General features: G+C 59.4%; 11 protein-coding genes. 5 read left to right on the top strand and 6 right to left on the bottom strand.

Annotation, left to right across the window (positions count from 1 at the left end; genetic code table 11):
• From RSSM_RS14315 to RSSM_RS14295, 5 genes are all read left to right on the top strand, one after another.
• Nucleotides 1–724 (top strand): efflux RND transporter periplasmic adaptor subunit (locus RSSM_RS14315; RefSeq protein ID WP_052336054.1); only part of this gene is annotated, 724 nt, incomplete at its 5' end.
• A 94-nt stretch (nucleotides 725–818) separates the two neighbouring features.
• Nucleotides 819–2462 carry an efflux RND transporter periplasmic adaptor subunit gene (locus RSSM_RS14310; RefSeq protein ID WP_236621156.1) on the top strand — a complete coding sequence of 548 codons (1644 nt, stop codon included), beginning with the start codon at nucleotides 819–821 and terminating at the stop codon, nucleotides 2460–2462.
• A complete protein-coding gene (locus RSSM_RS14305) occupies nucleotides 2462–4999 on the top strand; it encodes a site-2 protease family protein (RefSeq protein ID WP_008679939.1) in 2538 nt (845 codons plus the stop codon). The genes RSSM_RS14310 and RSSM_RS14305 overlap by 1 nt, the downstream gene beginning before the upstream one ends.
• 428 nt (nucleotides 5000–5427) lie before the next feature.
• Entirely contained in the window at nucleotides 5428–9186 is a 3759-nt protein-coding gene (locus tag RSSM_RS14300) for an LPS assembly protein LptD (protein ID WP_008679937.1), read from the top strand.
• 19 nt (nucleotides 9187–9205) lie between these two features.
• Nucleotides 9206–9559, top strand: coding sequence for a diacylglycerol kinase (locus tag RSSM_RS14295; RefSeq protein WP_236621154.1), 354 nt, complete (start codon nucleotides 9206–9208; stop codon nucleotides 9557–9559).
• Between the two features lie 801 nt (nucleotides 9560–10360).
• Here RSSM_RS14295 and RSSM_RS14290 read toward each other — a convergent pair.
• From RSSM_RS14290 to RSSM_RS14265, 6 genes are all read right to left on the bottom strand, one after another.
• Nucleotides 10361–11296, bottom strand: coding sequence for a lactate/malate dehydrogenase family protein (locus RSSM_RS14290; protein ID WP_008679934.1), 936 nt, complete (start codon nucleotides 11294–11296; stop codon nucleotides 10361–10363).
• 240 nt (nucleotides 11297–11536) lie between these two features.
• Nucleotides 11537–12400: a class II aldolase/adducin family protein gene (locus RSSM_RS14285; RefSeq protein WP_008679932.1), complete on the bottom strand. Its 864-nt coding sequence runs from the start codon at nucleotides 12398–12400 to the stop codon at nucleotides 11537–11539.
• 70 nt (nucleotides 12401–12470) lie between these two features.
• On the bottom strand, nucleotides 12471–12761 hold the full coding sequence (locus RSSM_RS14280) for a EutN/CcmL family microcompartment protein (RefSeq protein WP_008679931.1): 291 nt from the start codon (nucleotides 12759–12761) through the stop codon (nucleotides 12471–12473).
• The gene (locus RSSM_RS14275) at nucleotides 12758–13492 is read right to left on the bottom strand and encodes a hypothetical protein (protein WP_008679929.1); all 735 of its coding nucleotides are present in this window, start codon (nucleotides 13490–13492) and stop codon (nucleotides 12758–12760) included. The genes RSSM_RS14280 and RSSM_RS14275 overlap by 4 nt, the downstream gene beginning before the upstream one ends.
• A gap of 37 nt (nucleotides 13493–13529) precedes the next feature.
• Nucleotides 13530–13784, bottom strand: a complete 255-nt coding sequence (locus RSSM_RS14270; protein WP_008679927.1) for a EutN/CcmL family microcompartment protein — start codon at nucleotides 13782–13784, stop codon at nucleotides 13530–13532.
• Nucleotides 13785–13792: 8 nt separating this feature from the next.
• On the bottom strand, nucleotides 13793–14866 hold a 1074-nt coding region (locus RSSM_RS14265; RefSeq protein WP_044302565.1), incomplete at its 5' end, for an aldehyde dehydrogenase.

Here is a 14866-nt window from a genome sequence, read left to right as displayed (position 1 = left end):
CGTTCCGGTTCAACTCGGTGAGAAAGTCCGCAAGGGACAACTGCTCGCGCAGCTCGATGACGGCATCCAGCGTGCGGCGGCGGACGTTGCCAAAATGCAGGCGTCGATGACCGGGGAATTGCGATCCGCCGAAGCCGCTCGTGCACTTCAGCTCTACCGCGTCGAGCAGTTGCAGACGCTGCATCAGGACCAGATGGCGGGCGGCGAGGAGTTGCGTCGGGCGAAGATGGAACTCGATATGGCGGACGCCCGTTTGCAAATCGCGATGGAACAAAACCGCCTCCGCAAAACCGAACTGCGTCGGTTGGAACTCCAGGTCGAGCAACGGCAGATCCACGCCCCGTTCGACGGCATTGTCGCGGCCAAACGGCTCGACGCGGGCGACGCGTTGACCCCCGGGAACGCGACGATTCTACGGCTGATTCGCACCGATGTGCTGATCGGCGTGTTCAACGTGCCCGCCGAGGCGTCGTTCGCGATGCGACCCGGTATGGCGGTGCAGGTGTTCTTCCGTGCCGCTCGACAAACCGTCGACGCGGAAATCGAATCGATCGCCCCGGCGATTGACGGCGAAAGCGGAACGGTTCGGATCCGCGTCAGCATTCCCAACCCCGACGAACAATTGCGACCCGGCGATCGGCTGTCGATGCGAATCACGCCCGGCCAAGATCTTCCCAACGTCGTTCCCGGCCAAGCCGCGATCCAGCGAAGGATGCAACGTTAACGGATCGACAACCCTAGAAGACCGCCCCGCGTGGCCCGACCACCGGCACCCGATGAAACATTTTTCCGTTTTGACCTAACACTGACCGCGTATCATGAATCCCTCACTACCTGTCAACCACGGCGATCCGAGAGCAACGGCTCATCCCGTGGCTCCGTCGATGGTTCACAGCGTTACGGGAACCGGTACGTCGTCACAGGTCGCCGGTGAACCACCGCGAAAGCAAGGCGAGTCGACTGCTGCCGAGAAGATGCCATCCTTTGCACCGGAGATGAGACGAATTCGTGACGCTGCGATTCTTTCGTCAAAGCAATTCGAGATCGTGTGGCATCCGCTGTTGACTGAGATCGCTGCGGCACCGAACCGCGAGGTTGCTGCCGAACGGTTGGTGGCACGCATCGGCGACGTCTTGCCCGACCACACCGTCCGTTTGGGATGGGGAACGCGAGACGATGAGGGCAAAGGCGAACTGCAGCGGTTGCATGACTCCCGACTCGGATGGCTCGGTGCGGACAACTCGGTCTATCAATCGATTCGAAATCGTTTTCAGAAAACACCGAACGGGGAAAAGCCCGACGCTCCCGTGCGTTGGGAATCGGCCAACCTCGTTTTGGATCTCACACCGCACATCGAGCAATCGAGTGACGATGCCGAGCACGCGTCGTCGTCGAAGAAAATCTATCCGCCGCACGGCCTCGTTTGGATTCGTCCGCCGCAAGACAGCAATTCGGATCTGAAAAACTTTGCGGACATGGTTTCCGAAAAGGTTCTGACGACGACGGCAACGGTCTTCTTTTCACGACCGGTCAACGGACAGATGGGCCGCATGGCGGCAATGTTGTCTCGTTGGTGGTCGCGGCGTGGAACGTTCGGCATCGCTGCGCTGTTCGTGTTGATGGTTGCTTGTATTCCCGTCGCTTACCGGATCCCCGCCTCGGCGACGGTGACGGCAATGAATTCGCGACGTGTCGCTGCGCCGATCGATGCGACTTTGTTGACCGCCCATGTCGAACCGGGAGACCACGTGCGTGTCGGTGACCCGCTGCTCGAACTCGACGGCCGACCACTGCGGATCGAACTCGAAGCAATCACCGCCGAAATTGCCGAGGCAACCAAGGACGAAGACATCGCGCTAGCGAGCGGAGAGATCGCCAAGTCCCAGTTGGCGGGGTTGAAGCGGAAGTCCTTGTCCCGCCGCCGCGATCTGATCACCCGCCGACTCGAACACCTCGTTGTTACCAGCCCGATTGATGGAATCGTGATTCAAGGCGACTTGCATCATTCGCTCGGGACGCCGTTGGAGACCGGGCAAACGTTGCTCGAGATCGCACCGGACGGCAGTTTGGAAGTGGAACTCGAGATCCCCGAAGTGGAGATCGGGTTTGTCAGCGAAAACTCACCGGTGGAGTTTTACTTCCCCGCCGTCGGTCGATCCGATTTCTATTCGAAGGTCAAATCAATTTGGCCGTCGGCAACCATCCGGGACGATGAGAACGTGTTCATCGCGAAGACATCCATGCCGTCTTCCGAGCCGTTGCTCAGCACGAACAGCGAAACCTTTGTCTCGACCGATCCGGTGACGTTGGTGTCACAGGATCGGGAACCGCACCAAGTCGCCACGACCGACCTGCGAGTCGGCATGCGTGGCGAAGCGGTCGTGCTCGGACCGACCCGACCATGGGTTTGGCGGTGGGTGCGTGTGCCGCTGCGCAAGATCGGGTGGGTGGTCGGATGGTAATGCGCGACGACTCCCTTAACGATCCGACGACGCAAAACTCCGGTCAATCCGGTGAAGAGAGCGGTACGTTCTTTTCGAGGGCAGGATGGTCGCTCGCGTCGTCGCAGGCGGAGCCATCCGGTGCCGCGCCAGACGTGGCCGCGGAGCTGTTGCGGGCGGTGACGGAGTCGACTTCCGATACACCGCCGACGTCCAATACAGAGCCGGCTTCGAATACACAGCCGACTTCGCTTGCACAGCCGTCTTCGCTTGCACAGCCGACGTCCGATGTCATGCCGGCATCTGGTTCGGCTTCGATGCCGCCGCAGGCTTCGTCTGATCTACCGACGATGATCAAACTCGATCCGGACGTTGAGTTCACTCCGATCGAAATCGCAGGAGTTTCGATGGCTCGGTGCGTGCACTCGGGGACAGGCACGCATTTTCAGTTTGGGGCGGCCGAATATCACGTCGCGATGTTGCTCGACGGAACTCGAACGGTTTCGCAAGTCGTGCGTGAAATCGCCAATGACGGATTGGATTGGACGCCCGAAGACATCGCTGAGTTTATCGGTGTGTTGGTCTCGCAAAAGATCGCGATCATCCTATCACCCGCGGCCAAAACCAGCCCGGATGCGGTGGAGTCGATTTTCGAGCGGGATTCGCAACTCGAGAAAACTCCGGCGGCTGCATCCCAAGAAAAACCATCGCCAACGCAGCCGGGTAGAGGAAAAGGCAACTATGCCTCGTCGGGCGCTCTACTGAGCGGACTGTTGACATGGTGCGGGTATTTGATCAGTGTCCGGTTGCCTTTGCTGCACGCCGAACCGTGGGCGTCTCGATTGACTCCGATCGTGCAACCGTTGTTGGGTGGGTATGTCCGCGTGGTGGCGGTTTCCTACATCGTGCTTTCACTCGTCTACGCCGCCGGCAATCGGGCCCGCCTGAGCGATGAACTGTTGAAGGTCTTTGATTCCAACCAATGGTTGGTCATGATCGTCGCGTGGGTGGTTTTGAAGGTAGTTCACGAATTCGGGCACGCATGCACGGCGTGCTACCACGGTGTTCGAGTCGGTCGCGCCGGTGTGATGTTTTTCATGTTCGCACCGCTAGCCTATGTTGACGTGACCGATGCGTGGAAGCTGCGTTCTCGCCACGCTCGGGTCGCGATCGCGTTGGGCGGCGTGTACTTCGAACTGATCTGCGGCAGCATTGCGTTTTGGGTGTGGTGGTCGTTTCCCGGAGGCGTGGTCGCGCACGTGGCGGCACAGGTGTTCTTCCTTGCCGGGCCGGCGACGTTGTTAGTCAACGCCAACCCACTACTGCGGCTCGACGGGTACTATGTGTTGTCGGATCTCGTTGACATTCCCAACCTACGTGAACAGGGCCGGCGATTGCTCGGCGGGTATCTCGAGAGCAAACTGTTCGGCATCGCGGCACCGGCGAGCCATTTGTCGGGATGGCGTCGTACGTTTGCTGGTCTGCACGCGGCCGCCTCGGTCGTGTTCCAATTCATCTGGATGGGCGGGTTGGTCATCGTCGTGTCGATGTGGGCGGGGCCGTTGGGATTGGCGGTGGCCGCGAGTGCGATGTTGTTGTGGGCGATCGTTCCCGCGACGCGTTGGTGCTATCGCGTTTGGACGTACCAGGGAACCGGCGAGAATTTCTCGCGAGGGTCGCATCGTCGGCGGATCGGTTGGACGCTGCTGACGTTCCTCACGATCGGGCAGTTCTTCCTGACACTGCCGTCACCGTTTGTCGTGGAGGTGCCCGTCGTGGCGAGGTTCTCCGGCGAACAGATTCTCCGGGCACCGGTGAGCGGTTTCGTGCAACATGTCTATTGGAAGAGCGGCGACACGGTGCACGAGGGTGAGGTGATCCTGCAGATTGAGAATCATGAACTCGAGGTGCAACGTGATGAGATCGCGTTGCAGTTGGAGTCTGAGCTGATCGAGTGGCAACGCAAAGAACAGCAGCAGGCTCTCGGACTCGCCGAAGCATCGGTGCAGCGAAGCGATAGTTTGCGGAGGAAGCTGAGCGAGCTGCAAGAACAGGTCGACGCGCTGCAGGTCAAAGCAGATCGGGATGGCGAGATCTTGACCCCGCAACTGCATCATCTGCAAGGCGAGTTCGTTTCGGTCGGTGACGAGTTGGCCCGCATCGGGCAGCAATCGCACAAGGAACTGTTGTTATCGATTGGCGAGGATGAAATGAACGCGTACCAGGAAGCGGTCGTCAAACAGCAACCACTTCGGGTGTGTTTTCGCGGTGGCCAATGGATCGACATCGTCCCAACCGCGATCCGTCCGCGCGGCAGCGTCCACGTCCCGCACCCGGCCCTGGCCGCGAGTGCCGGCGGCCCGATCCCGGTCGTGCCGGCGGAGGATGAGCGAAACGGCGGTTCTGGCGTGGAATGGTTGTCTCCTCGTTTCGAAGCGGTGATCGAGTTGCCGCCGAGCAAAGCGGACGCCGTGCGATGCGGCGAAGTCGGTCATCTCGCCCTGCAAGACAAACGCTCCATGGCCCGCCGTTTTTGGGTCTGGCTTGGCGGCAGCTAACGTCGTGAGCCGAAGTGCGTCCACGTAGCTCGGTCTTTCCAAGACCCAGGGCCCCCTTGCCTTCCGTCGGGCTTGCCCCGGCGGAGGTGCAATTGGAGGCTACCTGTTTGGGTAGCGGTCACTTGTGTGCTCCGCCGGGGCAAGCCCGGACGGAAGCGATCGCGTTTCCGTTGGCACACGGGCTAAGGATGACTCATCGTTTGCCATAAACGCGGTTTGCCAAGTGAGCCGAAGTGCGTGAGCACTCGGGTTTGGGCGTGTTGGGTTGGTGACTTGTTTGGCGATTCGACCCGAGGCCTTACGGCCATTCGGCTCACTCACGTAGCTCGGTCTTTCCAAGACCGAGACCACGACCGTTGGAGTACAGCATTTAGGCGACCGGGGGATCCACCTATCGTCATGCGAAGCATGGCCAACTCGCCGCTCTTTTGCGTGTTTCACGCGGTTTGATTTTGGGGCTTTGCCGTCTCCCAGGCACGCTTGGGATCGTTGAAACGAACGCTTTGTGGGTGTGGGGCGATTGGCTGGGGTGGAATTTGGCTTGTGGATGGAACGTTGGCTTTCGTAATGTCGCTCGAGACGGTAGGCGGTCGCTCGGGCGGTTGCCGTATTTACCGTGTTTTCCAGTTCCAATCCTCGCTGAAGTCGCCTTTTTGGCCGCTGTTGAAACCCGAAACGACTCGACTCTCCGCTCCGATCCAAGAAACAAAGGGATCAGGGAGCGATATTTTGCTGCGCCGAGGTCTCGCTTTTCTCCGTCAAACCGACTCCTCCTCGGGGCTTTTTTCGCATTGCTAGGGATCGCGGTTTCACACGGGACTTCGTCCGCACAAGACCAGCCGCGTCCAACCCGAATTGCGGCGACACCCGTCGATGAAGTGCTCAGCGTTCGAGGCAGCACGGTGTATCGATGGCAGCGTGAACGGCCGCGGCAAGCGTCGGAGAACGCACCCGGTGTGACCGCCGCGCTCGACTGCACCATGCTCACCGGCGACTGCGTGTTGGAACATCAAGGCAAACGTTTTCACGCCGAATCGATCTTCTTCGTCGTTGACGGAGTCGGCAGTTCGATCGATGTGCACTTGTTGATGGACCGAGTGGAAATCGGATCGGGGCAACGAACCCGCGAACCGATTGTGGCTCACCTGCGATTGACTGCTCCGCCTGAAATCCGTGCCCAGCAATACCGTGGTGCCACCGAAGTACCCGCGTCGTGGTGGGTGAAGTGTGGGTTGCCGGCTGCCGAAAATGCCGCCGCACCGATTCGCTCGTCCGATTCGTTGGGCGCATCGGCGACCCCGATCGCGTCGTTGGATCTCCCGACCGCGACCCATGACGTGATCGCACCGGTACAGTACGTCGGTGAGTTGCCCGCGCCTCTCTCAGCACCGGTTCCCACGCCAGCGCCGGATCCTGCTGCAAATTCTCAATCGATGCCGCCGACCGGTTTGGTTTGGGACGAGTCGGGAATCGTGACCGACCCGAACGCACTGAGCGGACAGAACAATCCCGCAGACGTGGGCGAAGTCGCTCCGCCACTGCAAGGACCAATCCGGAGTTACGCCGCGCCGCAGGAGTCGGTGCCCGGTTATCCCACACCTGCCTACCCGATTGCGCCTGCCTACCCCGATCCCTCTGCCTACCCCGGTCCCTCTGCCAGCCCCGTCATGCCTCTACCTGATCCTCCGATCCTGACGGAAGATGGGGGCACCACCGGTGGGTGGTCCTATTCGATCGGCGGCGGAACGAAGACTGTCGAGATCCTCGCTCGCGGCGCCTCGCGACCGGCTGAGTTTGAATCGATTACACGTGTCTCCGAGAACCAAACGATCGTGGTCGCACGCGGCGGCATCACCGTATTGGTTCGCGATCTCACCGCACAGACTCCTACGGGACTCCGCGTACCGCTGGGGACGGTTTCACTGTCGGCCAATCGCATCGTTGCGTGGACACCTCCACTCGGCGACATCATTACCGGCGAAGCGAGTGCGGCGGATTCCGAAGGCGAACTGTATCTCGAAGGGGATATCGTTGTTCGTCAGGGCGAGCAAATCATTTACGCAGAGGCGATGTACTACAACGCGGCACGCGAAGTCGGCGTGGTGCTCGATGCCGAGGCGATCGCGACGATTCCACAGTATCAAGGCACCGTTCGCGTCAAAGCAGAAGTTATGCGTCAGGTGGCTCGCGGGAACTACGTCGCCAACAACGCCGCCGTGACGAGCAGCCGGATGGGCGTGCCGCGGTATTGGTTGCAGAGCAACGAACTGTCGTTGACGCAGCGGTCGATCGCTCGTGTCGATCCGGTTACCGGGCAAGTCGTTCCGGACACGGAGCCATACGTTTCGAGCGGCGGGAACTTCGTTTATCTCGGCGGCATTCCCGTGCTTTACTGGCCGAGGTTTTCTACGCCGCTTCGCAAACCGACGTTCTATCTCACCGGAGCCGACATCAAGAACGATGATATCTTCGGCGCTCAGGTGTTGCTCGAATGGGATCTATTTCAACTGTTGGGGATGAACGCACCTGATGGTGTCGAGTCGATCTTGCTGACGGACTACCTCAGCGATCGCGGTCCGGCGATCGGGGGCAGAACCACGTATACGCGTTCGAGCATGTTCGGTTTCTCCGGTCCAGTGACGGGTACCTACGACAGCTACACGATCAAAGACGACGGTCTCGATACGCTCGGCAACGGACGACGAGATTTGACGCCGGAGGAAGATCTGCGTGGGCGAACGACGCTGAAACACCGACATTACCTTCCAAACGGATGGGAGCTCTCAGCCGAAATCGGATACCTCAGCGATCGCAATTTCCTCGAACAGTATTTCGAACAGGAGTGGGATCAAGACGCCGACCGCACGACCGGACTGCGGCTGCGTCGATACGTCGGGTCGCAGTTGTTCGACGCGAACCTGAACGTGCAGATCAATGATTTCTATCAAGAGACCGAGCGACTGCCGTCGCTGAACCACTATGCCCTCGGCGGTTCGGTGTTGGGTGACCGTTTGACGTGGTCGATGCACAATCAAGTCGGCTATGAGAAATTGCAAGTCGCCGACGCGCCTCTCGATCCGGTGGTGGCGGCGAACACGTCGGTGTTACCCGGTGAGTTTGATCGAGAAGGCGTGATCACGCGATCGCGGCAAGAGATTGCGTTGCCGATTCAAGCCGGGCCGTCAAAGATCGTTCCGTTCGCAATCGGCGAAGCGGCTTACTACGGCGAAGGAGTCGACGGTGATTCGGTGACCCGGTTGTGGGGTGGCGGTGGGATCCGCGCCAACCTGCCATTCTCGCGTGTTGATCCAACCATCCACAGCAGTTTGTTGAACGTCCGTGGGTTGGCACACAAAATCGATTTGTCGGCGGAGTATTTTTATGCCGACAGCGACACCGACTATCAAGACCTGCCGCTGTACGATCCGCTCGATGACAACGCCCAGGAAGAGTTCCGGCGGTTCTTCATCGACAACACATTTGGCGGAACACTCGCTGATCAGTACGACCCACGCAACTACGCGTTGCGGCAAGGGATTCAACGCAGCGTCGTCAGCCCGAGTGACACCGTTGCGGACGATTTACAGCAACTACGTTTGGGCATGAAGCATCGGTTCCAAACAAAACGCGGGTTGCCGGGGCGTGAACGCATTGTCGACCTGTTCCGTTTGGACATCCAAACGATTCTGTTCCCGGAAGCCGACCGAGACAACTTTGGCGAGACGCTCGGGCCGACGATCTATGACGCACAGTACAATCTGGGCGATCGTGTGACTTTGTTGAGCGATGGCTATCTCGATTGGTTCGACGAAGGACTGCGTTCGATCAGCGGAGGCATCCGCACGAGCCGTCCGGGCGTCGGTGATTTTTACATCGGGCTGCTCTCGCTCGAAGGCCCGATCAGCAGCACGGTGTTGCGGACCAAACTCGACCACCGTTTGAACGAAAAGTGGATCATCTCCGCTGGCAATACTTACGATTTCGGCGAAACCGGGAACGTCGGCCAGTCGTTTGGGCTCACGCGAATCGGGGAATCCTTCTTGGTGCAAATCGGGGCCAACGTCGATGCCGGTCGCGACAACACGAGCTTCGGATTCATGGTCGAGCCTCGCTTCCTGCCGTCGTCACGACTCGGTCGACTCGGCGGTCAAATGATTCCGCCGCCTGGCGTCGAAGGAATCGAGTAGTCGGATGGTTGCCGCGTGGATGAACAAGTTCCGAGTCGCGTTCGCCGGGCTGTTTTGGGCGTTCCGCGATCAGAACAGTTTCTATGTCCATTTCGCGGTTACGTTGGTGGTGCTAGCCGTCGCCGCATGGTTGCGACTGGAGATCTGGCACTGGGTCGCGTTGTCTTTTGCGATCGGAGGAGTGCTGACTGCGGAGCTGCTCAACACGGCGATGGAACTGCTCGTGTCGGTGTTGCACCCTCAACATGATCCGCGGATCGGTCGGGCGCTCGATGTCGCCGCGGCGGCAGTCTTGATGGCTTCGATCACCGCGATCGTCGTTGGCGTGCTGGTCTTGGGGCCACCAATCTACATGCACATCTGGCCAGTGTAGAGGGCCGCCTAAACATCGTGCCCGACAACCTGGTGTCTCTCGTTGATGGTCGATAGACCGACGCGTTTGCAGAGAGAGAAAGACTCAAACGCCCGCCGCAACAGCGAGCAAACGACGGTGACCGCCGCGAGAAATGGACGCCTATTTGCGACCTGAAGGGGTGCGTAGAACGCTGAAACACGCAGCCGTTACATGCTAATCCCATTACCCCACGCACCCCGTCGGGGCGCAAATTGGCTCCATCTCAATCGCGTGCGGACAGTCTATCTAAGTCAGAACTTCAGAAAAGACCACAACAACCTAAAAAGCCCAGAATCTATAACCCGGACAATTTGTCACGTGGTTCCTCATAGGGAGGCGGAAAATGTGTTCCGCTTCCGCACACAGATTCGTGGAGAAAATTATTTCCCACACATATCGTCTGTCCCCGTAGTCATGGCGACCGCTAAAGGAACGTTTGTGGGCGGTGATGTGCCGTCGCAGCGCTGGTGAGGTTCCCACAATAGTTACCCGATCGGAAACATCCAGCAAAGAAACGATACAAAATAACACCGCCTCGGCGAAGCCTCCTTTCGCTCCCGGGATCGTTTGGGAATCGCGGTGAATGCGGCGGCGGTCGACAGGAACCGCATTGCCTTTGGCGACTCTCTGGTTCACGATCCGGTCGAACCGTTTGCGTCGATCGCTTCTCTTGAAACCTATCCATAAAAATAGCCGAGCGGCGTTGGCTGCGGTTCTCATGGGACAACCGGGGCGAACGTCCGTCGGCTAATTGCTTGGTCGACGTCTTCGGATAAGTTCTTAGCCGATACGTTGCAGGACTGTATCGAGAGTCTTTCGCAACGCCGTTCCACTGGCACGAATCCCTTGGACTTCTTTCGGCCAAAGGTCGATTTCCATGGTTGCTTGAACTCCAGTTCTTCCTAGCACAGTGGGGACACTGAGTGCCACGTCGCGGACTCCGTAGCATCCGTTTTGCACGCTGCTGATCGGCAGCACGACGTCGTTGTCCAGGATGATTGCGTCGATGCAGTCGCGGATCGCGATTCCGACGGCGAAGCCCGCTCCGCCTTTTCGGCTGATGACTTCGGCGCCGCTGCCGCGGGTGCGTTTGAACAATTCGCCGGAGAGCGATGGGGTCCAGTCAGGGTATTTCTCCAGTGGCAAACCGGCGATCGTCGCGCTGCTCCAGATCGGTACCATCGACTCACCGTGTTCTCCCAAGATCAACGCTTTGGTTTGAGCCGGCGGGGCGTTGAGTTGTGCGGCGATCAATGAACAGAAACGAATCGTGTCCAGTTGCGTGCCGAGCCCGATGACTTGTCCGACCGGCAGATCGAGCGTTTGGGCGGCAACGTACGTCAGAATGTCGACCGGGTTGCTGACCACGAGGACAATCGCGGAAGGCTTGGGACCGGCGGCTTTGACGTCACGCAGGATCTGCATGAACAAATCGGTGTTGCGGTTGATCAGGTCCAACCGTGACTCATCGGGTTTGCGACGCAGTCCGGCGGTGATGCAGATCACATCGCTCGTCGGGATGTGTTCGTATCCTCCACCGGCGAACTTCTGGTTGGCAACGCTGGGTGAACCGTGTTGCAGGTCGAGTGCGTGTCCGACGGCGAGTTCTTCGTTGACGTCTAGGAGTGCGATCTCGTTGGCAAGGCCGCCGCACTGGAGTGCGTATGCCGCGCAAGAACCGACCAAACCGCCGCCGCCAATGATGGAAACTTTCATGATGAAATTGCAGTGTTGATGAAAGGGAATGATGGATTGAGCCGTGAAGCTCGGTGCGCGACATGACGGCCGCGAAACGTGAACCGGACGGTGCGAGGCCGTCCTGTTTGTCGAACAGTTATTCTCAACCGTTCTGCTGTGGGTGTTCGGTAACTGTCGGGGCGTGAGTTGGACGCGTCGTGAATCCTGTTAAAGATCGATACGGTGTTTCCAACTTTGCCGTCCCAACGCCGTTTCACGCTAGCTACCCATTCGCCGGATCACTTCGTCGGTGATCGCTTTGACCAAAGCGGCTTCGTCGACGCCTTGAGGGGCAGACGTGGCGGCAGCCGGCGACGAGGTTTTGATCGGCGGAGGAGCCGGGAAGGCACGTCGTTCGACACCGGTGTCTGCCCAAGACTCGCGGAAGATGTCGTTGGCACAGATATCACAATCCTTGAAGTCCGGAGTGTTCCGTGGGTCGGCGTAGCCCCATTGCTGCTTCAGGTCGAGCAGCTCACGCGACTTTTCTTCGTTGAGGAACGAAACGTTGCCGAGTTGTTTGGCGAGCATCAGCATGCGGCAGTACGAATCGAGGATCTCGGTCCACCAATACGCCTGCTCGACGGATTCGCCGTAGGAAACCGTTCCGTGGTTGGCGAGGATCATCACGTTAGTCTTGTTAACGTAAGGGATGATCGTATCGGCGAAGGCTTGTCCGCCAGGTGTTTCGTACTTGGTGATCGGCACATCGCCGAGGAACACTTCGACCTCTGGCAGGATGCACTGCGGGATCGGCTCGCGAGCGATCGCGAACGCGGTGGCGTGTGGCGGGTGGCAGTGCACAACGCTGCGGATGTCGTCGCGTTGTTTGTAGATTTCCAAGTGCAGCAACGCTTCGCTCGATCGTTTCTTGCGTCCGGAAAGCTGTTTCCCGGTCATGTCGACCAGGGAGATATCGTCGGGCTTGAGGAAGCCTTTGCAGTGCAGCGTTGGCGTGCAGAGGACTTCGTTTTCGCTGACGCGAACCGTGATGTTTCCGTCGTTGGCGGCTGCAAACTGTCGGTTGTAAATCCGTTGTCCGATGTCGCAGATGTCTTGTTTGATCTTATGCAGGTTTTCCATGGCATTACTTTGGGGAGTTAAAGGATTGCGACGATTGGGAGTGAGTGAATGAGGAAAGGTAGGTTGTGAATCAGGAGGCGGCGTCGACTTCGACATGGTCGAGAATCGCGACGATCGAAGCGTCAATTGGTTTGACGTCCGGTTTGAACGGTGCGGCGGCTTCGGGGCCTTCGGCGAGTGCAACGACGTCACCTTCACCGGCTCCGCACAGGTCCCAGGCGACGATCAGATCGTTGGCTGGCACCTTTTTGTTCAGATCTTCAATCCGCTCGACGACCTCGACGCATCGCATCCGCGCCGCGTGCAGCGACGGATGCAATCGAGACAACGTGGCGGTGCCGACGACGCGTGCGATTTTCACGACAGCCCTCCCGAAACGGTGACTTTGGGGCGAGGCTGAGTGGACGCAGCGGGTTTGGCGATCGTGGTGATCGCATCGGCCAACGCGATCAAATGCAGATGCAGAACGTCGAGCACGAACACGTTGGGGCTGAGTTCGCGAAGGAACCGGCTGACATCGTCGAGGCGGTTGATCGAAACGACACATCGATCGGTGCCGCACGCGTGATGCGCGGTAGTGGCCGGTCGGCTCGAAAGGGTGACGCTGACGCCGGCTTCGTTGCATAACCGAACGCCGCGGATCGACAGTTGTTTCTTCAGCGACGCGATCAACACATCGTTGACGTCTCCGTCGGATTGCAACCGGACGGCGCGAGTGCCGGGGGCGTTGGATGTCGATCGGACTGATGATTGGGCGGATTCGTTGGACTCACACGTGGTGAGTGAAATCCCGCGGTGCCTTAGTTCGTCGCGTGCGGCAGGGGTGACGACGGCTCCGGCGGGCAATGTGATTTGTTTGACCGAGGAGGAAATCGCGTTGATTTCACTGAGCGTAACCAGCCGGCAATCGAGGACCTGTGATCCGGCAGGGCCCGAATTCGATGGTTTCGATTGCGGAGGAACCGCAGCCGAGGAAACAGCCGGTTTCGCGATCGCGTTCAACTCCTGCATCACGCGACGGACGATCGACTCGATGTCGATCGCGGTATCCGCGTTGGATGTGTTTTCGGGAGTGGGAACGAATCGGGACACTGATTGTTTTCTGTTATTGAGTACTTTGGGTTTCGTTTCAGTCGACGAGGCCACACACGCTCCAGCGTGCCGGGCAGACGTCGGATCCGGCAATGTCGGTCACGGCCGAACCGTCACTGGTCAACACGACCATGTCACCGGTTCGGCAACCGAGATGATCCAGCACGAGTAGCGGAGGCCCGTCGGCATCGCCGGACAACAGGAGTGGCTGCGCGATCACCAAACGGCGACCGACGAGCGATTCGTGTTTGACCGTGGCACGGGCGTGTCCAATTACTCGGGCTGTTTGCATCGGAGTCTCTAAACCACTCGGAGTTCGTCGACCATGCTGCACCGTCGCTCTCGAGTGAACGTTTCCGGGCTGGTAACGCCTTCACCGGTTGGGCCGGCGATCGAGAACGAAAGGTAACCTTCCCCGCCGAGGCCAAGGGCAGCCATGCTAGGCCCGTTCTTGACGTACAGCGTCGTGTCGAGTTCACGACCCATGACGGTCATGTTGCGAACGTTTCGCGAGTGAATGATGGCGGTGTGGCGGAAGCCGTGTTCGTATTCCTTGGCCATCGCGATCGCGTGTTCGACGTCACGTGCACGGACAAAAGGAAGGAACGGCATCATCTGTTCGACGGTGACGAATGGGTGATGTTCGTCGGTTTCGCCAAAGACCAACTCGCAGCTCTCCGGTGCGTTCACACCAGCGGCACGGGCGAGGACGGCGGCGTCTTTGCCGATGAAATCTTTCGCGGCGGCGTCGTGTTGATCGTCACCGACTTTCGCGATCGCTTGCGAAGTTAGCTTGGCGACTTGTGCGGCATCGAGCTGCACGGCTCCGGCGCGACGCATCGCTGCCATCATGTCATCAAACACGCTGTCGACGACGAAGACTTCTTTTTCGGCGATGCACAGCAGGTTGTTATCGTACGCGGCACCTTGGATGATGCATCGTGCGGCGTTGTCGAGATCCGCGGTTTCGTCAACGACGACAGGCGGGTTGCCCGGTCCGGCGACGATCGCACGTTTGCCGCTGCGGAGAGCGGCACGGCCGACGGCCGGTCCACCGGTGACGCAGATCAGCGAAATGTCTCGGTGCGAGAACAATGTGTCGGCGGTTTCCAGCGTCGGTTCGGCGATCACACAGATCAGGTTGTCGATTCCGACTTCGGCGGCGATGGCTTCGTTGAACCGGCGGACGCCTTCGGCGGCGACTTTCTTGCCCGATGGGTGTGGGTTGACGACGACCGAGTTGCCTCCGGCGATCATGCTGACGGCGTTGCCGGTGATCGTCGGCAGGCTGTGGGTGACCGGCGTGATGGCGGCGATGACACCGAACGGCGAACGTTCGACGACGGCGAGACCGTGATCACCGCTGAAGGCTTT

Source organism: Aporhodopirellula sallentina SM41 (assembly GCF_000346505.1).
GTDB classification, from domain to species: Bacteria; Planctomycetota; Planctomycetia; order Pirellulales; family Pirellulaceae; genus Rhodopirellula; species Rhodopirellula sallentina.
The sequence above is the reverse complement of the archived record's forward strand: the minus strand, read 5'-3'. Positions and strand labels throughout refer to the sequence as shown.